The sequence below is a fragment of the Serratia sp. TSA_105.2 genome, assembly GCF_052692115.1.
Map to the genome: position 1 here is coordinate 58,213 of NZ_JBQZFT010000003.1, position 24,523 is coordinate 82,735.

A 24,523-nucleotide genomic window follows, 5' to 3' on the forward strand; every position below is an offset into this window, starting at 1 on the left:
GCGGGCAGTCTATGCCGCTCGGGAGTCCGACTCAAGCGCATTTCGCTAACATTCCGTTAATTAAAAATCAACGTGATATGCAGGGTCTTTTGCCACTTTGAGATGTAGCGCGCAAAATGGATGAACTCTGCGCAAAGTGATGATTTTTTGGTGCCAAACATGCTGATTTGGCGGCTTTTTCAACGCTTGATTCAGTAATTCAATTTAGCCGTTGACAGCTTTGAGTGGGTTTCATATTATGCGCCCCGTTCACAGCACAAAGTGATTGTGGAACGGGGCTATAGCTCAGCTGGGAGAGCGCTTGCATGGCATGCAAGAGGTCGACGGTTCGATCCCGTCTAGCTCCACCAACCTTCTTCTCAGAGAGGTTGGGGAATACCGTAACGCCGGTCAAAGCGTACCACTTTTGTGGGGCTATAGCTCAGCTGGGAGAGCGCTTGCATGGCATGCAAGAGGTCGACGGTTCGATCCCGTCTAGCTCCACCACCATTTAAAAAGCCGACCTTAGGGTCGGCTTTTTGCTTTGCGTCATTTCACCTTCGCTGAATGCAGGCCAACAAAAAAGGCGCCCGTAGGCGCCTTGTTATCGCAGTAGGTTCGAGGCTTAGCCCAGCACCAGGCCTGCGATGGAAGCGGACAGGATGCTGACCAGCGTAGAGCCGTACACCAGCTTCAGGCCAAAGCGCGACACCACGTTCCCCTGGTGTTCGTTCAGGCCTTTGATCGCACCGGCCACGATGCCGATGGAAGAGAAGTTGGCGAAGGACACCAGGAACACCGACAGGATCCCCAGGCTGCGCGGCGACAGCTCGGCAGACACTTTCTGCAGCTCCATCATTGCCACGAACTCGTTGGAAACCAGCTTGGTGGCCATGATGCTGCCAACCTGCAGGGCTTCGTGTTTAGGAATCCCCATGATCCAGGCGAACGGATAGAAGAAGTAGCCGAGGATTTCCTGGAAGCTCAGGCCGAAGATGGCGCTGAACACACCGTTGAGCGCGGCGATCAGGGCGATGAAGCCGATCAGCATCGCGGCAACGATAATCGCTACTTTGAAGCCGGCCAAGATATATTCACCCAGCATTTCGAAGAAGCTCTGGCCTTCATGCAGGTTGCCGAGGTGCAGCTCTTCTTCTTTATTGGTGTCGTACGGGTTGACCAGCGACAGCACGATAAAGGTGCTGAACATGTTCAATACCAGCGCCGCCACCACGAACTTGGCGTCCAGCATGGTCATGTAGGCGCCGACGATGGACATGGAAACCGTAGACATCGCGGTCGCCGCCATGGTGTACATGCGCTTTTCCGACATCTTGCCCAGGATATCCTTGTAGGCGATGAAGTTTTCGGATTGGCCCAGGATCAGCGAGCTGACGGCGTTGAACGACTCCAGCTTGCCCATGCCGTTCACTTTCGACAGCACGGTACCGATAATGCGGATGATGAACGGCAGCACCTTGATGTACTGCAGAATACCGATCAGCGCCGAAATGAAGACGATCGGGCACAGCACCTTCAGGAAGAAGAACGCCAGGCCTTTGTCGCCCATGCCGCCGAATACGAAATCAGTCCCTTGTCCCGCAAACCCGAGCAGTTTGTCAAACAGCGCGGCAAATCCTTTTACGAAGCCCAAACCCGCTTCCGAATGCAGGAAAAAGTAGGCCAGCAGTACTTCGATAACCAGTAGTTGAATAACATAGCGAATGCGGATGCTTTTACGATCGCGGCACACCAACAGGGCCAGGATCGCCACCACCACTATCGCCAACGCAAAGTGCGCAATATGGGACATGTTTGCTCCAAATTTGAGGCAGGCTGAATTTCGGCTGTCATTTTATGTAACGCTACGTTTAAAAACGAGACTTCTATTGCAAATATGGAAAATCATAGCGGGAGTTCTCCTAAAGTGTTGCGCAAAAGCATAAAAAATCAAGACGTTAAAGCGGCAATAGGAAATTCGTATTCTTGTGCTAACCTGTCTTTCAGGGGTATTGCAGCCCAAATCCCATCAGAAAAGCACGGAAATCGGCAAGCTCCGCGCTGAACCCTTCGATAAAACCGTTAATGTTGGCTATTACAGAGATAAGTTTTACCGCTCTAAATGCGCTTGATAATTATTATCATTTATATAGAGTGGAGATAAACGTAATTTCAGTAAGGGTTCAACATATGCTGAACAGTCGCGTGGTTGAAACCACCTCCGGTCGCTCCGCCAGAAAAATCAAACTCTCGCTGATGGGGCCCGCCTTCATCGCCGCTATCGGCTATATCGATCCCGGTAACTTCGCCACCAACATCCAGGCCGGCGCCTCGTTCGGTTACAGCCTGCTGTGGGTGGTGGTCTGGGCCAACGTGATGGCGATGCTGATCCAACTGTTGTCCGCCAAGCTGGGCATCGCCACCGGGAAAAACCTGGCCGAGCATATTCGCGATCGCTTTCCGCGGCCGGCGGTGTGGGCCTATTGGGTGCAGGCGGAGATCATCGCCATGGCGACCGATCTGGCCGAGTTTATCGGCGCGGCGATCGGCTTCAAGCTGTTGCTCGGCGTGTCCCTGTTACAGGGCGCGGTGTTGACCGGCATCGCCACCTTTTTAATCTTGATGCTGCAAAAGCGCGGGCAAAAGCCGCTGGAGCGGGTGATTGGCGGCCTGCTGCTGTTTGTCGCCGCCGCTTACATCGTCGAGCTGGCGTTCTCCCAGCCGCAGCTCGCGCCGCTGCTGAAGGGCATGGCGCTGCCCGATCTGCCTAACGGCGATGCGGTATTTCTGGCCGCCGGGGTATTGGGCGCCACCATCATGCCGCATGTGATCTACCTGCATTCGTCGCTCACCCAAATCGGCGGCGAGCACGACAAGGCGGAGCGCTATGCCGCCACCAAAGTCGATGTCGCCGTGGCCATGACCATTGCCGGTTTCGTTAACCTGGCGATGATGGCCACCGCCGCCGCCGCGTTTCATTTCAGCGGCCACAGCGGCATCGCCGATCTCGACGTGGCTTATCTGACGCTGCAACCGCTGCTCGGGCAAGCCGCTGCCACCGTGTTCGGCCTGAGCCTGGTGGCTGCCGGCCTCTCTTCCACCGTGGTGGGCACGCTGGCGGGGCAGGTGGTGATGCAGGGGTTCGTGCATTTCCATATTCCGCTGTGGCTGCGGCGCGCGGTGACCATGCTGCCATCGTTTATCGTCATCATGCTGGGGATGGACGCGACGCGCATTCTGGTGCTGAGCCAGGTGCTGCTCAGCTTCGGCATTGCGCTGGCGCTGGTGCCGCTGCTGGCTTTCACCGGCAATCGGGCGCTGATGGGGGAAATGGTCAACGGCCCAGTGGTGCAAAACCTGGGCAAGCTGATCGTGCTGGTGGTGGTGGGATTGAACGGCTATCTGCTGATCGGCAGCGTGCTGTAGGCAAAAAAACGCGGGCCGGCATGGTGCCGGCCCGTCGCCGTTAATCGCGGTCGTCATCGCCGTGGCGGCGCCAGCGATCGCGGTCATGATCGTGGTGGTGTCTTTTCTCTTTCTTCCAATGGTGCTTATCGTAATGCTTGTCGTATTTACGATAGCGTCCTTCATGATAGTAATAGTGTTTGCGCCAGTAGTCGCGGTCGCGCCAGCGATAGCCGTCCCAGTAGTAACCGCGACGGCTGCGGTCGCCGAGATAGCGCCCCTGATGGCCTTGCCACCAGTCGCGATCGCGCCAGTCGTAACCGTCCCAGTAACGGCCGCGATTGTCCTGATCGCCGATGCGCAGTGAAACGCCCGGCATCAGATCGATGCTGATCCCTTCGGCGTGCGCTTGCTGTGCGGCGGGCAGTACCGTCGCCGCCAAGATGGCGGCCAAGAGCAGAGGTTTAAACATGACTTCTCCTTTCCGCTTGCGCGGCCTGGCCGTTTGTCACTTTATGAAGCGCGTTCATCAGTTTAAAAAAGCGGCCTTATCGTTATTTTTGCTGCAATATCGGCATCATAGCGCTGGCGCATAGGGTTGAATCTGAGAGCCACTCTGAAAACGGCGACGAAGGCCAAGATTTGAGATTTATCTGGGACATCGCCGCTCGATTGAGCGGCGTTATTTGTAAACGATTACAGTAGGATTTGCTCGATCTGAACGAGCTCTTCTTCACTGAAGTGACGATTGGCCAGCATGCCTACCGCGTCTTCTATCTGCGCATTCTTGCTTGCGCCGATCAGTACTGAGGTAACGCGATCGCCGCGCAGCACCCAGGCCAGCGCCATCTGCGACAGCTTCTGCCCGCGTTGCCGCGCCAGCGCATCGAGGCGGCGCACCTTGTCCAGCCGCTCGGCGGTCAGTTGCTCCGGCTGCAGGAAGCGGCTGCCGCTGGCGGCGCGGGAATCTTGCGGAACGCCGTGCAGGTAGCGGTCGGTCAGCAGGCCGCCCGCCAGCGGCGAGAAGGCGATCGACCCGACGCCATGCTCCGCCAATGTATCCAGCAATCCCACCTCCGGCGTGCGTTCCAACATCGAATACTTCGGCTGGTGGATCACACACGGCGTGCCGAGCCGCTGCAGAATGTCGAACGCCTGCCGTGCGCGTTCGGCCGGGTAATTGGACAGACCGACGTACAACGCTTTGCCCTGGCGCACCAGCAGATCCAGCGCCGCCATGGTTTCTTCCAGTGGCGTGTCCGGATCCGGCCGGTGGTGATAAAAGATATCCACATAGTCCAGCCCCATGCGCTTCAGGCTCTGATCGAGGCTGGCGACCAGGTACTTTTTCGAGCCCCAATCGCCGTAGGGGCCGGGCCACATGGTGTAACCGGCTTTGGATGAGACGATCAGCTCATCGCGCCAGGCCCGCAGATCGGCGTTGAGTATGCGGCCAAAGTTCTCCTCGGCGGCGCCGGGCGGCGGGCCGTAATTGTTGGCCAGATCGAAATGGGTAATGCCGCGATCGAAGGCGCAGCGGATCAGAGCGCGGGCGTTGTCGTACAGCGTGGCGTCGCCGAAGTTGTGCCACAGCCCGAGCGAGACGGCGGGCAGCTTCAGCCCGCTGCGGCCGCAGCGCCGGTATTCCATATCTTGATAACGCGAGGGGGAGGCTTGGTAGGACATAGTTATCCTTGTCGGCGAGAGGTGAAGTGCTCTGAGTGTATACGTTTTCACACCGCGCTGCCGGGGGAGCGATCACAGCGCCGGCATGTAACGCCAGGTTGCCGATCGAGGCCGGAGCGTTTGTTCGAAATTTGAACGGCATCTTCGATACTTAAAGATAACCGCTCCAGCTGCAGACAGGTGATGATCATGACTCAGACCTATACGGTGGCCGATTATCTGCTCGATCGTCTGGCCCAAATCGGCATCCGTCATTTCTTCGGCGTGCCGGGGGATTACAACCTGCAATTTCTCGATCACGTTCTCGCTCATCCGCACATCACCTGGGTAGGCTGCGCCAACGAATTGAACGCCGCCTACGCCGCCGACGGCTATGCGCGCTGCAAACCGGCGGCCGCGTTGCTCACCACCTTTGGCGTGGGGGAGCTGAGTGCGTTGAACGGGGTGGCCGGCAGCTACGCCGAATACCTGCCGGTGATCCACGTGGTCGGCACGCCGGCCCAGCGCGCCCAGCGCGCCGGTGATTTGCTGCACCATTCGCTGGGGGACGGTGACTTCACCCACTTCGCCCGGATAGCCAAAGAGGTGACCGTCGCGCAGGCCGATCTGACCGCCGACAACGCCGCGATGGAAATAGACCGCCTGATCGGCGTTGCCTTGCTGGAACATCGCCCGGTTTACCTGATGTTGCCCAGCGACGTCGCACAAGTGCCGCTGCCGAGTAAACCGGCGCCGCTGATGCTGCGCCAGGCCAAACTGTCGCAGAGCGCATTGCAGGCGTTTATCACCGCGGCGCGCGAAAAGCTGCTGTCGGCGCGGCGGGTATCGCTGTTGGCGGACTTCCTGGCCGATCGCTTCGGTGCCGAAGCGGCGCTGGACGAGTGGCTGCAGGAGGTCGACATTCCGCACGCTACGCTGCTGCTCGGCAAAGGCGTACTGGATGAGAACCGCGCCGGCTTTGTAGGGACTTACTGCGGCGGCGCCAGCGATCCGGCGGTGAAACAGCTTATCGAAAATGCCGATGTGGTGATCAACGTCGGCGTACGTTTGACCGACACCATTACCGCCGGTTTCACGCATCATCTGCCGGTGGAAAAATGCATCGATATTCAGCCGTTCGAAGCCTGGGTCGGGCGGCAGCGCTTTAGCCGCATTCCGATGCGCGAGGCGGTGCAGGCGCTGCATCGCCTGAGCCTGTCGATGGCGTCGCGTTGGCCGTTGCCGCCGATCGTCCGCCCGGCGCTGCCGGAAGGCGATGGGGAAGGGCTGGATCAGCACGCCTTCTGGCGGCAGATGCAGGATTTCCTGCGGCCCGGGGATATCGTGCTGGCCGATCAGGGCACCGCCTGTTTCGGCGCGGCGGCGCTGACGTTACCGCGCGGCTGCCGCCTGGTCGTGCAGTCGCTCTGGGGATCGATCGGCTATACCCTGCCGGCGACGTTCGGCGTGCAGACCGCCGAACCGCTGCGCCGGGCAGTATTGCTGATCGGCGACGGCGCCGCGCAGCTGACCGTGCAGGAACTGGGTTCGATGCTGCGCGACGGGCTTAAACCGGTGATCTTCGTGTTGAACAATCAGGGATATACCGTCGAGCGCGCCATCCACGGGCCGGAGCAGCGTTATAATGACATCGCGCGCTGGAACTGGACGCAGTTGCCGTCGGCGTTGGCCGGCGAGCGGCCGGTGAGGGCATTGCGGGTCAGCGAACCGGACGGATTGCGCCAGGCGCTGCGCGAGGTAGCGGACGACGATCGGCTGGCCTTCATCGAAGTGATGCTGCCGAAGATGGACATGCCGGAACTGCTCGATACCGTCTCACGCGCCATTCAGGCGCGCAACGCCGCCGCTTAAGGCAGGGTGTCGCCCAGCAGGCGCTCCAGCATCCAGAACCCCGCCGGGCCCGGCGGGGTCAGTTTGGACCATACCGCATCCACCGAAATCAGTTTTGGCCAGCCGCGCGGCCGCAGCTGAGTGAGCCTGCCGTGGCCGTATTGCTGCACCAGCCAGTGCGGCAACACCGCCCAACCGAATCCTTGTTCCGACATCTCCAGCAACAGCAGATAGCTGGGCGCCGACCAGACCAGGCCACCCTGTCTGGCCGCTTCGGCGCCGGTGTAGGTATTCAGGATCAGCTGACGGGTGCTGGACAACTGCTCCGGCGTCGGCGCGGCGACGTGCGCCAGCGGATGCTGATGGGCGACGAACAGCCCCATTTCGGTCTGTTCCGGCAAGCGGGAGAAAGCGATATCCGGCGGATAACTTTTTTGCACTTCCACCATGCCCAAATGCGCGCGGCCGCTTTGTAGCAGATCGATAACGTCGCCTTCCTCGGCGATCATCCATTCCAGCTCAATCTCCGGGTAGCGCTGTTCGAACAGCTGCATCAAACGATCGTGATGCTTGGGCTGGTAGGTATCGGAAAACACCATGCTCAGGCGCGGTTCAACCTCGCCCGCCAGCTGAATGCTCAGGGCATCGAGCCGTTCGCTGGCCGCGAGGATCGCCTGCACATGCCCCAGCACTTTGCGGCCGGCGGCGGTGAGCACCGGCTGACGCGCGCCGCGATCGAACAGCGTCAGCGCCAGGTCGGCCTCCAGATTGGCGATGGCGGTGCTGATGGTGGATTGGCTTTTGCGCAGCTTGCGCGCGGCGGCGGAAAACGAGCCGAGGGCGGCGGCTTCGACAAATGCGTGCAGCGCTTCCGGGGAATAGTGCATGATCTATCTACTTTATCGATGGAATCTATTTTTAATCTACCCAAAAAAGCGATGATAATCACCTGGCTTTCGCAACAACTGTCGAAAAAAGGTGATGTATGCAACTGCAAAACAAGTCTCTCATTGAACGTATCGTCCACGCCGTCGGTTTCGAGGCCATCGCCGTGATGGTTTGCGCCCCGCTGGGCGCGTGGCTGCTGAACCGCTCAATGGTGCAGGTCGGTGCGTTGGCGGTGATGCTCTCCACCGTCGCGATGCTGTGGAATATGGTTTATAACACGGTGTTCGACCGCCTGTGGCCGGTCAGCCGAGTGGTGCGTAACCTGAAAGTGCGTGCGCTGCACGCCGTCGGCTTTGAAGCCGGTTTTATCCTGATCGGCGTGCCGATCGCCGCCTGGATGCTGAGCATCTCCTGGGCACAGGCGTTTATGCTGGAAATCGGTTTCTTCCTGTTCTTCCTGCCGTACACCATGGCCTATAACTGGCTGTACGACACGCTGCGCCAGCGCTGGTTCGAAGCGCGCCAGCCGATCAATTCCGGCGCCAAATAAGGCGTCGTCAGCCCGGCGATTCTCAGGTAAGGTCAGAGGATCGTCGGAAATGCTGAGGAACGAATGATGAAAGTGTTGGGCTTGCTGGGTGGCATGAGCTGGGAATCCACCATTCCTTATTACCGCACCATCAACGAGCAGGTAAAGGCGCGCCTCGGCGGGCTGCATTCGGCCAAAATCGTGCTCTACAGCGTCGATTTTCAAGAGGTTGAACGCCTGCAGCACCAGGGCGATTGGGACGGCGCCGGCCGATTGCTGGCCGCCGCCGCGGTGGCTTTGCGCGCCGCCGGCGCCGAAGCTGTCGTGATCTGCACCAACACCATGCACAAGGTGGCGGAGGCGGTCGAGCAGGCCAGCGGCCTGCCGCTGATTCACATCGCCGATGCCACGGCGCTGCAGGTGCGGGAAAAAAACATTCGCCGCGTCGGGCTGCTGGGCACGCGCTTTACCATGGAGCAGACCTTCTATCGCGGCCGCCTGCAGGAATTGCACGGCATCGACGTGGTGACACCGGTCAGCGCCGATCGCGACATCGTACACCGCATCATCTATGACGAACTGTGCCTGGGTAAAATTCGCGACGCCTCGCGCGACGAGTATCGCCGGATCATCAGCGATCTGGAGCAGCAGGGCGCGCAGGGGATTATTTTCGGCTGCACCGAAATAGGCTTGCTGGTGAGCGAGCGGGATGCGTCGGTGCCGGTGTTCGACACCACCGCGATCCACGCCCGCGCCGCCGCGGCGTTCGCGTTGGCCTAATCGTCGTGCGGCGGCTGCCGGCGATTCACCAGCATCAGCGGTTTGCCCGCCAGCGCCAGCCAGGCGGGCAGCATCACGATGCACAGCACCGGCAGCAGGTGCAGATCCGGCACCACCGCCACCGCCATGAACAGGCTGAGCCAGCCGTCGCGCGTGACCACCAGCACCAGCCCCATGATGGCGCAGGAGACGGTGATCGCCGCCGGCACTGCGGGAACGTGCTGGTGCAGCATCAGCCCCAGCGCCACGCCGACGAACACCGCCGGGAAGATGCGCCCGCCGCGAAAGCCGCTGGCGGCGGCGATCACCAGCGCCGCCAGCTTGGTCAGGGTAATGGTCAACAGCGCCGGCACGGAATAGCCGTCGTCTGCCGCGAGGCGCTTCATCTCATCCAGCCCTTTAAACAGGGTAATCTCTCCGCCCACCAGCGCCAGCAGGCCTAGCACAAAGCCCCCCAGCCCTAACATCAACACCGGGTTCTTCATCGAATGGAACAGGCGGTGAACGTGCGGGAAGCACCACAGCGCCACCATGCCGAGCGCGATGGCGATCAGCGCCACGATGGCGCCGCTGAAGATGTCCGGCAGCCGCGTCACGTCATAGGCGTCGAGCTGCAGGGCGAAATTGGGCACGAAGAACATCTGGGTGGTGACCGCGCCGGCGGCTGCGGCGACCAGCGGGGCGAACAGCCGATCCCACAACGGCGTTTCGTTATTGCCTGCCAGGGTTTGCGAGAAGATCAGCGCGGCGGCGACCGGCGTGCCGAACATCGCGCCGATGGTGCCCGCAGCCGCCAGAATGATCCAGTCCATGCGCGGCACTTTCGGCAGCAGGCGCGCACCGGCGGCCGCTACCAGCGCGATATTGATGGCGGTGATTGGGTTCTCCGGCCCCAGGCTGACGCCGCCGGCCAGGCCGACGATCAGCGCCAACCCCAGCCCCGGCAGAGCGGAGAGCGGCAGCGGCATGCCGATCAGCGATTCCGTCGCCGGGTCCGGCCCGGCGTGGCCCGGCATATAGCGCACGATAAGGCCGACCGCCACGCCGGTCAGCGTCAGCATCGCGACCGGCCACCAGGGCGACTGGGCGTCCAGGCTCAGCGCATCGGGCAGCGTTACCCACAGCCATTGCTGCAGCGCGGCGGCGACTTTCATCACCAGCAGCAGCACCAGACTGGAGGCGGAACCGATAATCAGCGCAGGCAAAGCAAAGGCCAACATGGCATTGGCGCGCGGATGCAGCATGGATAATCCTTTGTCGATGCCTCCCGGCAGGGCAGGGAGAGCGGGTGATTGGGCAGTGGCCACAGCTTGCCAGACTATCGGCGTGCAGGCACGCATTGATATTGCCCGGCGCCGATGACGGTTAACAGTTGTCGGGGGGCGTTTTTTGCCGCAATTTGTTTCAAATCGTGGCGTCGCAGGCCAGCTGAAACGTTTTTTGTGATCCGGATCGCTATTGGGGTGCAGATCCGAGGCGGGTGATTGTTGTTTTTGCAGCAGGATTTTACAGTGTGGACAGCTTTTTATTTTTCATTTTGCGGAGACGAAATCAATGACCTATGCCCTCGTGGGTGATGTTGGCGGCACCAATGCCCGCCTGGCGTTGTGCACTGTTGCGACGGGTGAAATTACCCAGGCGAAAACCTATTCCGGCCTGGAGTTTGACAGTCTGGAGGCGGTGATCCGCCAATACCTGAAAGAGTGCGATATCGAGGTGCAGGACGCCTGTATCGCGATCGCCTGCCCGGTGACCGAAGACTGGGTGGCGATGACCAACCACAGCTGGGCGTTCTCGATCCAAGCGATGAAGGCCAGCCTGGGGCTGAGCCACCTGGAAGTGATCAACGATTTCACCGCCGTTTCGATGGCGATCCCGATGCTTTCACCGGATGACGTGCTGCAGTTTGGCGGCGGCGATGCGCAACCGGGCAAACCGATCGCTGTGTATGGCGCCGGCACCGGGCTGGGCGTCGCCCACCTGGTGCACGTCGATCGCCGCTGGGTCAGCCTGCCGGGCGAGGGCGGCCATGTCGATTTCGCGCCGAACAGCGAAGAAGAAGACATCATTTTGGAGGTGCTGCGCGCGGAAGTGGGGCACGTTTCCGCCGAGCGCGTGCTGTCCGGGCCGGGCCTGGTCAACCTGTATCGCGCCATCGTCAAGGCGGACAACCGCCTGCCGGAGAAATGGGAACCGAAGGACATCACCGAGCGGGCGCTGGCAGACAGCTGTATCGATTGCCGCCGCGCGCTGTCGCTGTTTTGCGTGATTATGGGGCGCTTCGGCGGCAACCTGGCGCTGAATCTGGGCACCTTCGGTGGCGTGTACATCGCCGGCGGCATCGTGCCGCGCTTTATGGAATTCTTCAAGGCCTCGGGCTTCCGCGCCGCTTTCGAAGACAAGGGGCGCTTCCGCGACTATGTGCGCGAAATCCCGGTGTTCATGATAACGCACGGCCAGCCGGGCCTGCTGGGTGCCGGCGCGCATCTGCGCCAAACGCTGGGCATGCACCTGTAAGCTCAGAGGCGGGGCAATAAAAAAAGGGGCGCAACCCACAGGTTGCGCCCCTTGTCGTTTTTGCGGTGTATCAGGCTTTGGCCAGCTCCGCCGTCTGGGTGGTTTCTGCCGTTTCTGCTTCCACCGCCTTCGGCGCTTTGATGAACAGCGTAATCAGCAGAGAGGCGGCGGACAGAACGCCAATCACCATGAAGGTGGCGTGGAAGCCGCCGAAGTATTTGGCGACGAACGAACCGGCCAGCGCACCCAGGCCGAAGCCTTGGTAGATGATGCCGTAGTTTTTGCTGTGGTTTTTCAGGCCGAAGAAGTCGCCGACAATCGCCGGGAACACGGTGATGTTGCCGCCGAAGCAGAAGGCTACCGCGCCGACACAGATGAAGAACAGCGTGTGGTTCAGGGTCATGAAGCTCAGCGCGACAATCGCCAGCACGGTAACCAGCATGGTGAAGCTGATGACGCGCATACGGCCCACTTTATCGGACAGCGTACCCAGGATGATGCGGCCGGCGGTGTTGAAGATGGCGACGGCGGACACGGTGTTGGCGGCGGTGGCCAAATCCATCCCGGCCAGTTGAACGCCCATGTCTTTCACGATGCCGATGAGGTACAGACCGCTCATGCAGGCAGCGAAGAAGATGGTGAACAGCAGGTAGGCTTCTTTGGTGGCCAGCATCTGACGCACGCTGTAGTCGTTACCCAGACCGTTGGCGCCTTGCTGCGCGGCATTGGTCGCCAGCACCGGCTCTTTCAGCAACAGGGAGCCGACGACGATCAGGCCCATCACGATGGCGCCCCAGTAGAAGAAGGCGCCGGAAACGCCGACATCGGCGATCAGGGCGGCGTTGACGTATTTGAACAGCAGGCTGCCGCTGCCGAAGGCGCCGACGGAGATGCCGGAAATCAGGCCTTTGTTGGCCGGGAACCATTTAATCAGGTTGGACAGGGTGGAGATGTAGGCGATACCGACCGCAAAGCCTACTACCACGCCGGCCAGCAGGTAGATCATGTCGAGCGAGCTGACGTGGGCGCTGGCGATAAGGCCCAGGCCGACCAGAATACCGGAACACAGCGTCAGGTTGCGGATGCCGAAGCGTTCTTGCAGCTTGCCGGCGAACAGCGTGGCGAAGGCCAGGAAGAAGCTGGTGATGGAGAAGGTGGTGGCGACATCCGCCAGCCCCCAGTGGAACTTGTCGACCAGCGGCTGGTTGAACAGGCTCCAGGTGTAGATGGTGCCCAGACCCATCTGACAGATGATGGTGCCGAGAACGATTAAGCTGCGATTTGCCGGTTTGGTGTTCATGGCCGGTCTCCTTCCTGTGTGTGCGTTGCCGGGCGTGAGCCGCTGGCTGAAATTTGCGGGGTGAAGCAGGGTTCCCGCGGTATGGGCTTATTATATGGCCGGCATCTCGGGTGGGCGGCGGATCGGGAATGAGTTGCACGACGGAAGGAATGAAATGCATGTTATGCGGCGTGAGTTGCCGTTTTTGCGCCGAAAAGCGCATGAAATGCCGTGGGTGGCACGTGATCTACATCAAAGATATCAACGATTTATTGTTAACTTCCGGTGAACGATTGTGGTGAAATTGTGAAGGATGCGTCTGAAAGGCGTAAATCGGCATTGCGCCTATAGAGCGGCGATGAGCGCGGGACTATGTTATCTGCGATCGGACGAGGTCCGCTCTGCAGGAGTCCATGAAATGAAAAAAACGCTGTTGTTACTGGCCGCGCTGCTGGCGCTGCCGCTGGCGAGCCAGGCCGACGTGTCCATCGGCGTGAACGTGCCGGGCCTGTCGTTGCATATCGGCGACCGCGACAATCGCGGCCACTACTGGGACGGCTATCGCTGGCGCGATCCGCACTGGTGGGCCGATCACCACCGGTATGAACGCCCGCGCGGGTACTATTATGGCCCGCCGCCACGGGTAATTTACTACGGGCCGCCGCGGCGCGACTGGCGTGACCGGCCGCATTACCGCATGCCGCCACCGCCGCCGCCCGGCTATTACTACCGTCCGGGCCCGCGCTGGTAAGCGCTTACAGGCGCATCAGCTGGCGAAACTCTTTCACCTTGCTGCGGCTGACCGGCACTTCAAACTCAAGATCGCTCAGCCGCAGAATGTAGGTATTGTTGAACCAGGGCACGATCTCGCGGATCTTCGCCAGGTTAACGCAGTAAGAGCGGTGGCAGCGGAAGAAATGCGCTTCCGGCAGCCGGCCGCAAAATTCGGTGATGTTCATCGGCATCACGAACTCTTCCCGGCGGGTATAGACCCGCGTCACCTTTTCATCGGCGGCGGCGTAGTAGATGTCGTTGATGTCGGTAACGATGATCCGCTCGTCTTTAATCAGGTTGATGCTGTGGCTGCCGCGGCTCGGCGCGCTGGTCGATTCCGTCGCGCCGGTGGGGCGTTGATGCAGCGCCTCCAGTTTTTGCAGCATGGTGACGATGCGCGCCTCATGATAGGGCTTGAGGATATAGTCGAACGCCTCTATCTCGAACGCTTCCACCGCGTGCTCTTTATAGGCGGTGATGAACACGATCGACGGGCGATGCGCGAACTTGCTGATGTTTTGCGCCAGCAGCACGCCGTCCAGCGACGGGATGTTGATGTCGAGGAAAATGGCGTCGACCTGGTGGGTTTGCAGGTATTTCAGGACGTCGAGGCCGTCCTCGAAGGTGGCGACAATATCGATATTGCTGTGTTTCTTGATCAGGTAGCTGAGTTCTTCCTGCGCGAGGAATTCGTCTTCCACGATGATGGCTTTCATGAGGCCTCCCCGACCGGCGGCGCGCTCGGTTCCTGATGCAGCTTGCCGCCGTTTTTGCTGATGTAGAACGCGATTTCGGTGCCTGGCTCCAGGCGGCGGATATGCAGCCCTTCACCGTACAGCAGCGACACGCGGTGATGCACATTGAGCAGGCCGATATTGTGGCCCGGCATTTCGTTGCGTGCCACCCGGTCGATGGTTTCCTGGTTGATGCCGTGGCCGGTATCCTTCACCGAAATCTTCACCCGGTCGCCCTGATCTTTCACCGCGATCACCACCACCCCTTTCCCCTTGCAGGGCTGGATGCCGTGCACGATGGCGTTCTCCACCAGCGGCTGGATCAGCAGGCTCGGAATGCGCACCGAGACGTCGTCGTCGATGTCGTAAATCACCGTCAGCTTGGCGCCGAAGCGCGCCTGTTCGATGGCGATATAGTCCTGAATCTGATGCAGCTCCTTGCGGATATCGATCAGTTCGTCGTTCAGTTCCAGGTTGTAGCGCAGGTAGCGCGACAGGTTAATGATCAGCTGGCGCGCGGTGTCCGGATTCAGGCGAATAGAGGAAGAGATGGCGTTCAACGCATTGAACAGGAAGTGCGGGTTAATCTTGCTCTGCAGCGCGCGCATTTCGGCCTTGTCCGCCATCTGGCGCAGGTGCTCGATGCGGGAAACCTCCATCTGCGTGGAGATGATTTGCGACAGCCCGACCGCCATCACCTTCAGCGTGTTGGTGATTTGGTGGGCGTGGCAGTAGTAGATTTTCAATGCGCCGGTCACTTCGCCTTTTTCCCACAGCGGCACTACCAGCTGCGAATGGATCTGCGGCGCGGCCGGGTTCTCCAGGTTGTTCTTGATGATGATCTTGCCGTGGCGAATGCTTTCGCGGGTGACGCGGCTCAGCCCTTCACGGCCGATCGGGTAAGCTTCGCGCCCTACGCCCACGTAAGCCAGCACCTGATGGGTATCGGTGATCGCCACCGCGTCGGCACGGATGTCCTGGCGGATGATATCGCAGATGGTGGCCAGCGATTCGCTGTTGATGTTGCGGAAATAGGGCAGCGTCTTGTGGGCGATATCCAGCGCCAGCTTGGCCTGGCGCGCGGCGATCACCTCTTTTTCATCCTCGACGCTCTGCACCAGCAGCACGATCAGGCCGATGCACACCGTGCCGAGGATCATCGGCAGGGCGATCTGCGACACGATGTCCAACCCAAGCTCGGTCGGTTTGGCCCACAGCACGATCAGCAGCATGGTGAGGGATTCGCACAGCATGCCGCCGACGATGCCGGCGCGCCAGCGCTGCTCTTTTTTCACCTTGAGGTTGATGTAGCCAGCGCTGATGCCGGCGATGATGCTGGTGATAAGACAAGGCACCGAGGTGATGCCGCCGATGTCGATCAGATAGCGGTGCACCCCGGCGACGATGCCGGTGACGATCCCCACCCAGGGGCCGAACAGGATGCCGCCGGCCATGATGGCAATGACGCGCACGTTAACCAGCGACCCTTCGACATTGATGCCGGAGTAGGTGCTGAACAGCGCGAACAGCGAGAAGATCGCCGTGACGATGCCGAGCTCGAGCGGCGTATGGTCTTCTTTTTGCAGCAGTTGGCGGAACAGCCGGGTGCGGGTCAGGAAAAACAGACAGATCAACATCAGCGCGGCGCGATCAAACACCGCCAACAGCATTTCAAAAAAAGGGTGCACGACGGGTTCTCGCTGCGGCCTACGGATGGCGGCAGTATACCACAGCGAAAGGGGCCCGTGGCGTGCGCCACGGGCGGGGGGATCAGCCCATGCCGAGCTGCGTTTTGCCCAGCGGCGTCAGCAGGTCGACGGTGGCGCGGCCGTCGAAATCCACCTCGAAATCGTCGGGGGCGAAGTCCGGCGGCGTTCTGCCGTCGATAAAGCTCGGCAGCTGGCGCTGCAGATAGGCATCGTTTTTCTCGCAGCCCGGCGCGGCGGCGATATACATCACGTTGCTGTCGAATTCGCCGTTATGCTCGTTCTCCACCGCGTGGATCACGTCGCAGTGCCAAAACACCGTGTCGCCCGGCTCCAGATCGGGAATAGGGGAAATCCCACTTAATAAAAGGGGATGCCATTTTTCCGAGATCGACAGCGCGCGGCCCGGCGCCGCATCGCACAGATCGTCGTCGGCGACGTCGTCCTGCAGTGCGCGCAGCAGCACATAGGCCATGGCGTTGGCGATCGGCACCAGGTTCAGCGTGCCGGCGTTGGTGCGCTGCGGCGTCAGCGCCGTCCAGCCCTGGAAGGTGCGGAACATCGAGCAGACCGCCGGGGAGGCTATCTCGCGCACCTCGGTGCGGCCGTCGGCGGCGAAGGGGTCGTACTGCTGCCAGTCGCCGGAGAAAACGTGGCGATACACATAGCGGAAGTTTTCGTCCAGCCAGCGCTCGATGGTGCCGCTGTCGACGTGCGGCGACAGGCCCAGCGACGAGGAGTTCGGCGGGCGGCGGCGGGTGCGATCGGCGTAGGTGGCGACGCGGGTCGGATCGAAATGCTGTTTGCCGTTGCTCTCGGTGGCCCACAGGCTGTTGAGGAACACTTGTACCGCATGCATGCGCGCATCCTGCCGCGCTTCGACCTGCGGTTTCGACCAATAGATGCCGTAGATCTGCGGTTTGCTGGCGGCCAGCTTGCCGAAATAGTTGTCTTCGGCGGCGTTTTTCAACCGCTCGACGAAGTTGTTGCGCTCGAGGTAGTCGCCGATTTCCCGGTTCCAGCCCTCGGCCTTGGCGCGGGGAAACACGCCGCGAATGGCGCAGGCGCCGCGCTGTTTGATCAGCGCTATCTGCTGCTCGCTGACGCGTTGCTGCAGGATATCTTCCGCGTCGATCTGCGGCACCGGATTGTGGCCGGCGGCCAGCTCGCGGCGGATCTGTTCGACCTGGCCGCGGATGTTCTCTTCCAGCGCCAGAAACACGTCGCGGTAGTTCGGCAATGCCTGGCGCAGCTGGCGTTTGACGTTAACGATCGTCTGCGGAATATCGTCGATGACTAAAGAGGCCATGGTGTTCTCCTCGTGCCGCGTGAGTGACTGCGGCGAGCGGTTGTAGGGAATCGGGCAAGACGTTATGGTTTTGTGGTTTTAACGTGAATGATTATCGGCAACCCATCGGGGAAAATAAAGAGATATCTTTCATTCGTAAGTTCCTCTTTTTCGTTTTTCGGAGGTTTTATGAAGCTGGTCACTGAACGTCTGAGCTTGCAGCCGATAACCGCCGAGGATTGGCCGCTGTTTTTGCGTCTGTACCAAGATCCCGAGGTGATCCGTTACATCTCCGATCCGCGCAGCGAAGCGGAGATCCGCGCCCGGTTCGAGGAGCGGCTGCCGACCTGGGACAAACACGGCGAGCAGTGGCTGTGTCTGGTGATGCGTGAGAAGCACAGCGGAGAAGCGGTGGGCATTACCGGTTTTCGCCCGCAGTGGGTGCCGTATCGGCAGGCGGAAGTGGGATACGGGAGTTTGCCTGCCGGGCAGGGCAAGGGCTATGGCAAGGAGTCGCTGCGGGCGGTGCTGGATTTTGCGGTGAACGCCTGCGGCTTTCACAAGCTGACCGCCACCGTGACCGCGGGCAACCTCGCTTCGCGCGGCCTGCTGGAATCGTGCGGCTTTCAGCTGGAAGGCACGCTGCGCGACAACTACCGTCTGGCTGGGCAGTGGTGCGACGACTGGCTGTTCGGGCTGTTGGCGGCGGAGTTTCAGGGCGGCAAATAAAAATATCGCGCCGGGTATCGACAAGCTCGTCGGCGCTGCGCTATGTTCGATATTCGGTCAGTTCGCTGGCCAGCGTCGCTCGGACGGTCCGGGCGCTAACGTCTATCGAGGAATCCCCTATGGCTGATAACAGTCCACAGCGCCGTTTTACGCGCATTGAACGTCTTCCCCCTTACGTATTCAACATCACCGCCGAACTGAAGATGGCCGCACGCCGTCGCGGCGAGGATATTATCGACTTCAGCATGGGTAACCCCGACGGCCCGACGCCGCCGCACATCGTGGAAAAACTGTGCGCCGTCGCCCAGCGCGACGACACCCACGGTTATTCCACCTCGCGCGGCATTCCGCGCCTGCGCCGCGCCATTTCGCGCTGGTATGCCGATCGTTATCAGGTGGATATCGATCCGGAAAGCGAAGCCATCGTCACCATCGGTTCGAAAGAGGGGCTGGCACACCTGATGCTGGCGACCCTCGATCACGGTGATACCGTACTGGTGCCGAACCCCAGCTATCCGATCCACATTTACGGCGCGGTGATCGCCGGCGCTCAGGTGCGTTCGGTGCCGCTGGTGGACGGCGTGGATTTCTTCGGTGAGCTGGAGCGCGCCATTCGGGAAACCATTCCGCGTCCGAAAATGATGATCCTCGGCTTCCCGTCCAACCCGACCGCGCAGTGCGTGGAGCTGGATTTCTTCGAGCGGGTGGTGGCGCTGGCCAAGCAGTACAACGTGCTGGTGATCCACGATCTGGCCTATGCCGATATCGTCTATGACGGCTGGCAAGCGCCGTCGATCATGCAGGTGCCGGGGGCGAAAGACATTGCGGTGGAGTTCTTCACCCTGTCGAAAAGCTACAACATGGCCGGCTGGCGCATCGGTTTCATGGTCGGTAACCCTGAACTGGTCAGCGCGCTGGCGCGCATCAAGAGTTATCACGATTACGGCACCTTTACGCCGCTGCAGGTGGCGGCCATCGCCGCGCTGGAAGGCGATCAGCAGTGCGTGCGCGATATCGCCGAGCAGTATCGGCAGCGCCGCAACGTGTTGGTGAAGGGGCTGCACGAGGCCGGCTGGATGGTGGAAAATCCGAAGGCGTCGATGTACGTGTGGGCGAAAATTCCCGAGCCTTATGCCCACCTCGGTTCGCTGGAGTTCGCCAAACGCCTGCTGGCGGAGGCCAAGGTCTGCGTCTCGCCGGGCATCGGCTTCGGCGACTACGGCGATACCCACGTGCGCTTCGCGCTGATCGAGAATCAGGACCGTATCCGCCAGGCGGTACGCGGCATCAAGGCGATGTTCCGCGCGGACGGTTTGCTGAAGCCGGGCAAGGCCGGCAGCGCCAAATAATCCTGTCAGGCCGGGCGTTCGCTCGGCCTTATTTTTTCCGTCCCAAGGTTTTCTTCATTATTTCCCCATTATGCTCATCTACGCTGAATTTTATTTTTTGGATAGAGTGTATGAGCAACCGCTACGCGCGATCGCAGATCGTTTTACATTGGCTGACGCTGCTGATGGTGATCCTCACCTATGCGGCGATGTTGCTGAAAGATTCGGTGCCGGAGGCGTGGGTGCCGATGGTCAAAAATCTGCACTTTAATTTTGGGGCTTCGGTCTTTGCCCTGATGCTGATTCGGTTGGTGGTGCGTTCTTTCCACACGCCGCCGCCGACCACCCCCCCGCTGGAGGAATGGCAGGAGGTAGGCGCCAAGATCTTCCATTGGCTGCTGTACGTGGTCTTCCTGATGTTGCCGCTGCTGGGCATGTTAACCCTGGCCTACGGTGGGAAATCGTGGTCTTTGCTGGGCTGGCCGTTGCCGCAGTGGGTGACGCCGGATCCGGTGATGCGTCGGTTGGTCAAAACGGTTCATGAGGCGCTGGCAAACGTCGGCTACTTTATCATTGGCGCACATGCGCTGGCGGCGCTGTATCACCACTATCTGCGCAAGGACGATACCCTGCGCCGCATGATGCCGGGCAAATGATCGAAACGACAAAGGGACGCTTGCGCGTCCCTTTGGCTGTGTTCCTGGTCAGGCTGCTGTCAGGCAACCATCAACATGAAGGTGCCAACCCAGGCAACCAGCATGAATGACACGCCCATCAAAAAATATTTCACTGAACAACTCCTGTCTGGAGTCCTCGCCAGCAATGATCCCGATTGTTGTGCTGAGTATTTTATGGGCAACCTGCTTGTCGGGCGGATTCTTCCAAGCGAAAGAACAACGTCCTCGAGCGCGGGTTGTCCGGTTGTCGCGCCTCATGCTCCGTGAGGTAAAATCCGAACCGCGACAGGATCGGCGCTAATGTACTCTCAATACTGGTCTGATTTCAATACTGTGTTTTTGATCACAATTTTCGGCTGTTTTTTGCACAGTGCAGACTGTTTTATAACGCTTTTTATGGGCAAGCGACAGGAAGTAGCCTGCCGCTGCGGGTTTTAAAATCGGGGTATTACAATGCGGTGGCAGGCGCTCAAGCGACGGCGTTGATGCCGGTCACCAAAATGGCCCAAAAAACGAGACAAGACAGCAGAATAACGGCCCAAATATGACGGCGACTCCACTCCATTTTTAGCCTTCGTTGTTGCGACAAGTGATTAGGTAACGATCATATCGGCGCACAATGGGGAAAATTTAGCCCCATCGGATAATATTTCGCTTACCTGCCGCTAACTTATTGGCAAACTTCGCTTATTGTCACGCGCACTTCGTAGCCCAGCAGATACAGCGCCTGCTCCAACGCCTCAACCTTCGAGGCGTAGCCGAGATCCAGCAACCGCTCCATTTGCCCGCCGTTGAAGCCCAGCTTGCGTGCCAGCTCCGCTTTGCCGGTGTTTTTGCGCAGCATGGCGTTGTGCAGTTCGATCTTCAGCGCCACCAGCGCCGGCAGGTGTATCCTCAAGTCATCGGTTTGCAGAGGGGAAGGGGCGGGCAGGGCCAGCCCTTCGTCCATCGCGGCGGCGATGGCGGCCAGCAGGCTTTCCTGCGCTTCCAGCTCGATGTCTTCACGTTTATAGCAGGCCGATTGCCACTCGGGGAAATCGTGAAAACCGATCTGCCAGGCGTCGCTGTCGCTATCGAAGGTGTAATGGGCGGGGTAGTGGCTGTACATGGCAATCCCTGATTGAAGCCTGAATGAGGCGCTATTGTGACGGCGCGGCCGGCGGATAGCCATAGCCTTGAGCGGAATGGCGCTCAATCGGCATGTTCACGCGGCTTGCGGCGCAGCCCGCCCGGCGGCAACAGCAGGGCGCAGATCATGACGGCCAGGCTGAACAGCGGCAGCCAGCGCGCCACCGGGCCGGGGGAGTAGTTGTTGAGCACCGAGCAAACATAGCACGCCACGGCCAGCCCCCAACCCGGTAGGCCGATATCGTTGAGCCGAAACGCGGTTTTGGCCATAAACCACGTCACCAGGCCGAAACAGAACAGCGCCCAGACCATAATGCACAGCAGGTACAGCAATACCGAGACGAATTCCTCGGTATCGCCGTGCGCATGGGCGCGAAAATGGTTTTTATCCAGGTAGGTCGACAGAAACGACAGCAACAAGATGCCAACGGCGAAGATCGCCAGCGAGAAAACAAAGGGTTTGCGCGAGATGCGCCCACGGTAAAGATCTTTGGCGAGTTGTCCGAGAGATTCCATTACAGTCCATTGTCGTGATCATTGCGGCGATAGCCGGATGGCAAGCAGCCGGGCATTTTATCGGGGTAAAAGGGGGCGTCAAGGTGATAATTTTTCTCATTTAGTCACGGTTGAGATTCCGCGCGGCTGCACCGGGTGTCCTTTCTCCGTGCAAAACGTCACAATTTGGCACGTTTGGCTACCTGACGCGGTAATTGGCGGCATAATCCTGTTTGTTCGCGTTGAACAATGCATTAACATAACTCACACTTATCTCTTGCATGGCTATATGGATATCCGATGCGTCACCTGGTCGCGCTTTTACCGCTGATTACCTTGCTTGCTGCCTGTAGCAGCACGCCGAAACCCAGTCCCACCGCTACGCCGCAGGGCACCCCGGTAAAGGGCGGCTTTTTGCTGAGCCCGGCGCACAGCGGCGCGCCGCTGGGTGGTGATTTCGCCAATAACCCGAATACCGCGCGCTTTATCGATAAGATGGTGCAGGAACACGGCTTTGATCGGCAGCAGCTGCACGACGTGCTGGCGCAGGCACGGCGCCTGGATTCGGTGCTGCGGCTGATGGACAGGCAAGCGCCGACGCCGTCGACCCAGGGGCCAACCGGGCCGAACGGTTCTTGGCTGCGCTACCGCAACAAGTTCATCACGCCGGATAACGTGCAAAACGGCGTGGTGTTCTGGAATCAATATCAGGATGCGCTGCAGCGCGCCTGGCAGGTGTACGGCGTGCCGCCGGAGATCATCGTGGGGATTATCGGCGTGGAGACCCGCTGGGGCCGCGTAATGGGTAAAACCCGCATTATCGATGCGCTGGCGACGCTGGCCTTCGACTACCCGCGCCGCGCCGATTACTTTGCCGGTGAGCTGGAAACCTTCCTGCTGATGTCGCGCACCGAAGGTGACGATCCGCTCGAACTGCGCGGCTCCTTCGCCGGCGCGATGGGCTATGGGCAGTTCATGCCTTCTTCCTTCAAGAGCTATGCGGTCGACTTCAACGGCGATGGCCATATCAACCTGTGGGATCCAGTCGATGCCATCGGCAGCGTGGCCAATTACTTCAAGGCGCACGGTTGGTCCAAAGGCGAGCCGGTCGCGATTCAGGCCAACGGCCAGGCGCCGGGGTTGGAAAACGGCTTCAAGACCCGCTACTCGGTCGCTGCGCTGGCGGAAGCCGGCCTAAGCCCGCAGGGTTCGCTCGGCGATAATCAGGAAGCCAGCCTGCTGCGGCTGGACGTCGGCACCGGCTACCAGTATTGGTACGGCCTGCCGAACTTCTACACCATCACCCGCTATAACCACAGCACCCATTACGCCATGGCGGTATGGCAGCTGGGCGAAGCGGTAGGGCGCTCGGCGCGCGGCGGTTTCTGACGCTGCGCCCATAAACGAAAAAGGCCGCTTGCGCGGCCTTTTTTACGTTCTGAGTATCAGAAATCGTAGCGTAGACGCACCACGGTCATATCGCCGAGGTTGTCGGTGCTCGATGTCAGCACATGCTCTACGTCAACGCGGAAGCCGTAGTCAAACTGCACGGTAACCCCGAGGCCGTTGTCGATACGCTGGTAGTTGCGGCCGCTGACGTATTCCAGGCGATCGCCCATAAAGTACGGCATCACCGATTTCACCGCGTACTGGCCAACCGGCACGGTATAACCGGCCAGGTATTCGATCCCCCACGCATCGCCGGCGAAGTAATTATTGACGTCGGCTTTCTTGGTGGTCAGGAAGTCGTGGTAGTAACCGCCGCCGAAGGTGAGGGTCCAGTTGTCCGGTTTCCAGCTGAGGGCGGTGCCGACGATGTTCTGATCGTAGCTCTTGCTGCCGCTGGTGGACGGGTTGCGCATTTCGGCGCGGGTGTAGTTCCAGGCGGTGCCCCAGGTCAGATCCTGCGTAATGTGGTAATCCACGCCCAGTGAGCCGCCGCCTTTGCGCTTATAGCGCAGGCCGTTGCCCGGCAGGTAGTCGCTGTCGCTGAACAGGTACGACGCATAAACGTCCGCATCGCCGAAGCGGTTCTTGTACTTCAGCATTTTGCGTGAACGGTAAGAGCCGTCGTAGTCGCCGTTGATGCCGTTGCCCGGCGCCTGGGCCAGCATGTCGTAGTCCCAGATATCGGTCTTGGCGCCCACCACGTCATAGTAAACGCTGTTCTGCTGGCCGAAGGTCATCTGGCCCCAGGTGTTGCTTTTCAGGCCGGTGTACAGCATGCGGCGGCTGGTGTTTCTCGCGCCGTCGGCATAGTGATGATCCCAGTCGAGCAGTGCCGGAATGTTCACGCCCAGCTCGTAGTAGCTGATCCAGCTGATATCGTCGAACAGGTAGTAGTCCGCCGCGAAACGGAAGCGGGTGCCGCCGTCGAAGCCGTTACGCTTGTAGGAGCCCTTGTCACCGTCGCCCGTCATGTTGTTGAACTGCGGACGGATGCTGCCGCCAACGGTGAAGTTCAGACGGCTGAGCGGATCGCCGGCCTGTGGATCCTGCTTCAGCAGGGTGATTTCCGCCTGAGCGGCGAACGACGCGCTGCCGATCGCCAGACCCAGCGCCACTGCTTGAGTCAATACGCGCAATTTCATTGCCATGTGTTATCCCTGTTTTATGTATGACCGCCCCCATCAGCGCCGCCATGCCGATGTTTTGCGCAGAACGCTGCGTTTTCACGCATTTTGACGGTTTTTTCTGGTGTTTTAGCGGCGGGCCGCATTTGTAACATAAACGGTGGGATAAAGAATTACTTTTCTTGCTAATTATTGGCC

At 60.0% G+C, this 24,523-nt stretch carries 23 protein-coding genes and 2 tRNA genes; 12 read left to right on the plus strand and 13 right to left on the minus strand.

The genetic code is table 11. The annotated features are described in order from the left end of the window. Positions 1–274: 274 nt before the first annotated feature. A tRNA-Ala gene (locus ACUTSC_RS11360) sits at positions 275–350 on the plus strand. 60 nt (positions 351–410) lie between these two features. Next, positions 411–486 (plus strand) — tRNA-Ala (locus ACUTSC_RS11365). Between the two features lie 118 nt (positions 487–604). Here the strand turns inward: ACUTSC_RS11365 and ACUTSC_RS11370 are convergent. Beyond that, positions 605–1,792, minus strand: a complete 1,188-nt coding sequence (locus ACUTSC_RS11370) for a NupC/NupG family nucleoside CNT transporter (RefSeq protein ID WP_004936373.1) — start codon at positions 1,790–1,792, stop codon at positions 605–607. Between the two features lie 377 nt (positions 1,793–2,169). Between ACUTSC_RS11370 and ACUTSC_RS11375 the strand changes: the two genes are divergently transcribed. Further along, a complete protein-coding gene (locus ACUTSC_RS11375) occupies positions 2,170–3,405 on the plus strand; it encodes an Nramp family divalent metal transporter (protein ID WP_043147789.1) in 1,236 nt (411 codons plus the stop codon). Between the two features lie 40 nt (positions 3,406–3,445). Here ACUTSC_RS11375 and ACUTSC_RS11380 read toward each other — a convergent pair whose 3' ends face one another. Both ACUTSC_RS11380 and mgrA read right to left on the minus strand, forming a co-directional pair. Beyond that, the gene (locus ACUTSC_RS11380) at positions 3,446–3,856 is read right to left on the minus strand and encodes a DUF2502 domain-containing protein (RefSeq protein ID WP_197768223.1); all 411 of its coding nucleotides are present in this window, start codon (positions 3,854–3,856) and stop codon (positions 3,446–3,448) included. Between the two features lie 224 nt (positions 3,857–4,080). Further along, the gene (gene mgrA, locus ACUTSC_RS11385; protein ID WP_197768222.1) at positions 4,081–5,070 is read right to left on the minus strand and encodes an L-glyceraldehyde 3-phosphate reductase; all 990 of its coding nucleotides are present in this window, start codon (positions 5,068–5,070) and stop codon (positions 4,081–4,083) included. A 189-nt stretch (positions 5,071–5,259) separates the two neighbouring features. On the opposite strand from mgrA, the gene ACUTSC_RS11390 reads away from it, so the two are divergent. Then, a complete protein-coding gene (locus ACUTSC_RS11390; protein ID WP_197768221.1) occupies positions 5,260–6,921 on the plus strand; it encodes a thiamine pyrophosphate-binding protein in 1,662 nt (553 codons plus the stop codon). Here ACUTSC_RS11390 and ACUTSC_RS11395 read toward each other — a convergent pair. After that, positions 6,918–7,787 (minus strand): LysR substrate-binding domain-containing protein, encoded by an 870-nt coding sequence (locus tag ACUTSC_RS11395; RefSeq protein WP_197768220.1) that lies wholly within the window; start codon positions 7,785–7,787, stop codon positions 6,918–6,920. The genes ACUTSC_RS11390 and ACUTSC_RS11395 overlap by 4 nt on opposite strands. A gap of 98 nt (positions 7,788–7,885) precedes the next feature. Between ACUTSC_RS11395 and ACUTSC_RS11400 the strand changes: the two genes are divergently transcribed. Next, the gene (locus tag ACUTSC_RS11400) at positions 7,886–8,338 is read left to right on the plus strand and encodes a multidrug/biocide efflux PACE transporter (protein WP_016926809.1); all 453 of its coding nucleotides are present in this window, start codon (positions 7,886–7,888) and stop codon (positions 8,336–8,338) included. 66 nt (positions 8,339–8,404) lie between these two features. Continuing rightward, positions 8,405–9,097: an aspartate/glutamate racemase family protein gene (locus ACUTSC_RS11405; protein ID WP_123895532.1), complete on the plus strand. Its 693-nt coding sequence runs from the start codon at positions 8,405–8,407 to the stop codon at positions 9,095–9,097. On the opposite strand, the gene ACUTSC_RS11410 is transcribed toward ACUTSC_RS11405, so the two are convergent. Then, entirely contained in the window at positions 9,094–10,341 is a 1,248-nt protein-coding gene (locus ACUTSC_RS11410) for an ion channel protein (protein WP_197768219.1), read from the minus strand. The genes ACUTSC_RS11405 and ACUTSC_RS11410 overlap by 4 nt on opposite strands. 310 nt (positions 10,342–10,651) lie before the next feature. On the opposite strand from ACUTSC_RS11410, the gene glk reads away from it, so the two are divergent. Continuing rightward, positions 10,652–11,614 (plus strand): glucokinase, encoded by a 963-nt coding sequence (glk, locus tag ACUTSC_RS11415; RefSeq protein ID WP_197768218.1) that lies wholly within the window; start codon positions 10,652–10,654, stop codon positions 11,612–11,614. A gap of 70 nt (positions 11,615–11,684) precedes the next feature. Here glk and ACUTSC_RS11420 read toward each other — a convergent pair whose 3' ends face one another. After that, complete coding sequence (locus tag ACUTSC_RS11420) at positions 11,685–12,914, minus strand: L-lactate MFS transporter (RefSeq protein WP_142110311.1); 1,230 nt, start codon at positions 12,912–12,914, stop codon at positions 11,685–11,687. Between the two features lie 397 nt (positions 12,915–13,311). On the opposite strand from ACUTSC_RS11420, the gene ACUTSC_RS11425 reads away from it, so the two are divergent. Beyond that, positions 13,312–13,644 (plus strand): DUF2502 domain-containing protein, encoded by a 333-nt coding sequence (locus tag ACUTSC_RS11425; RefSeq protein WP_197768217.1) that lies wholly within the window; start codon positions 13,312–13,314, stop codon positions 13,642–13,644. A 4-nt stretch (positions 13,645–13,648) separates the two neighbouring features. On the opposite strand, the gene ACUTSC_RS11430 is transcribed toward ACUTSC_RS11425, so the two are convergent. The 3 genes from ACUTSC_RS11430 to ACUTSC_RS11440 form a co-directional block, all read right to left on the minus strand. Beyond that, positions 13,649–14,383, minus strand: coding sequence for a LytTR family transcriptional regulator DNA-binding domain-containing protein (locus ACUTSC_RS11430; RefSeq protein ID WP_197768216.1), 735 nt, complete (start codon positions 14,381–14,383; stop codon positions 13,649–13,651). Next, positions 14,380–16,071, minus strand: a complete 1,692-nt coding sequence (locus tag ACUTSC_RS11435) for a sensor histidine kinase (protein WP_049273355.1) — start codon at positions 16,069–16,071, stop codon at positions 14,380–14,382. The genes ACUTSC_RS11430 and ACUTSC_RS11435 overlap by 4 nt, the downstream gene beginning before the upstream one ends. Positions 16,072–16,171: 100 nt before the next feature. Continuing rightward, positions 16,172–17,416, minus strand: a complete 1,245-nt coding sequence (locus ACUTSC_RS11440) for a YbiU family protein (RefSeq protein WP_197768215.1) — start codon at positions 17,414–17,416, stop codon at positions 16,172–16,174. Between the two features lie 168 nt (positions 17,417–17,584). Here ACUTSC_RS11440 and ACUTSC_RS11445 point away from each other — a divergent pair, with 168 nt between their 5' ends. The 3 genes from ACUTSC_RS11445 (at position 17,585) to ACUTSC_RS11455 (ending at position 20,108) form a co-directional block, all read left to right on the plus strand. Beyond that, the gene (locus ACUTSC_RS11445; protein WP_197768214.1) at positions 17,585–18,124 is read left to right on the plus strand and encodes a GNAT family N-acetyltransferase; all 540 of its coding nucleotides are present in this window, start codon (positions 17,585–17,587) and stop codon (positions 18,122–18,124) included. A gap of 119 nt (positions 18,125–18,243) precedes the next feature. Next, entirely contained in the window at positions 18,244–19,473 is a 1,230-nt protein-coding gene (alaC, locus tag ACUTSC_RS11450; RefSeq protein WP_033648107.1) for an alanine transaminase, read from the plus strand. A gap of 110 nt (positions 19,474–19,583) precedes the next feature. Further along, the gene (locus ACUTSC_RS11455) at positions 19,584–20,108 is read left to right on the plus strand and encodes a cytochrome b/b6 domain-containing protein (RefSeq protein ID WP_197768213.1); all 525 of its coding nucleotides are present in this window, start codon (positions 19,584–19,586) and stop codon (positions 20,106–20,108) included. 59 nt (positions 20,109–20,167) lie between these two features. Here ACUTSC_RS11455 and ypdK read toward each other — a convergent pair whose 3' ends face one another. The 3 genes from ypdK to ACUTSC_RS11470 all read right to left on the minus strand — a co-directional run bounded on the left by ypdK (position 20,168) and on the right by ACUTSC_RS11470 (position 21,773). Next, positions 20,168–20,242, minus strand: coding sequence for a membrane protein YpdK (gene ypdK / locus ACUTSC_RS11460; RefSeq protein ID WP_099782600.1), 75 nt, complete (start codon positions 20,240–20,242; stop codon positions 20,168–20,170). 557 nt (positions 20,243–20,799) lie between these two features. Beyond that, positions 20,800–21,237: a hypothetical protein gene (locus tag ACUTSC_RS11465; protein WP_445653334.1), complete on the minus strand. Its 438-nt coding sequence runs from the start codon at positions 21,235–21,237 to the stop codon at positions 20,800–20,802. An 83-nt stretch (positions 21,238–21,320) separates the two neighbouring features. Then, positions 21,321–21,773 (minus strand): DUF805 domain-containing protein, encoded by a 453-nt coding sequence (locus ACUTSC_RS11470; protein WP_197768211.1) that lies wholly within the window; start codon positions 21,771–21,773, stop codon positions 21,321–21,323. Between the two features lie 279 nt (positions 21,774–22,052). Here ACUTSC_RS11470 and mltB point away from each other — a divergent pair, with 279 nt between their 5' ends. After that, positions 22,053–23,141 (plus strand): lytic murein transglycosylase B, encoded by a 1,089-nt coding sequence (gene mltB / locus ACUTSC_RS11475; protein WP_126179075.1) that lies wholly within the window; start codon positions 22,053–22,055, stop codon positions 23,139–23,141. 56 nt (positions 23,142–23,197) lie between these two features. Here the strand turns inward: mltB and ACUTSC_RS11480 are convergent, their stop codons facing one another. Next, positions 23,198–24,349 carry a porin gene (locus ACUTSC_RS11480; RefSeq protein ID WP_445653335.1) on the minus strand — a complete coding sequence of 384 codons (1,152 nt, stop codon included), beginning with the start codon at positions 24,347–24,349 and terminating at the stop codon, positions 23,198–23,200. Positions 24,350–24,523: the final 174 nt, after the last annotated feature.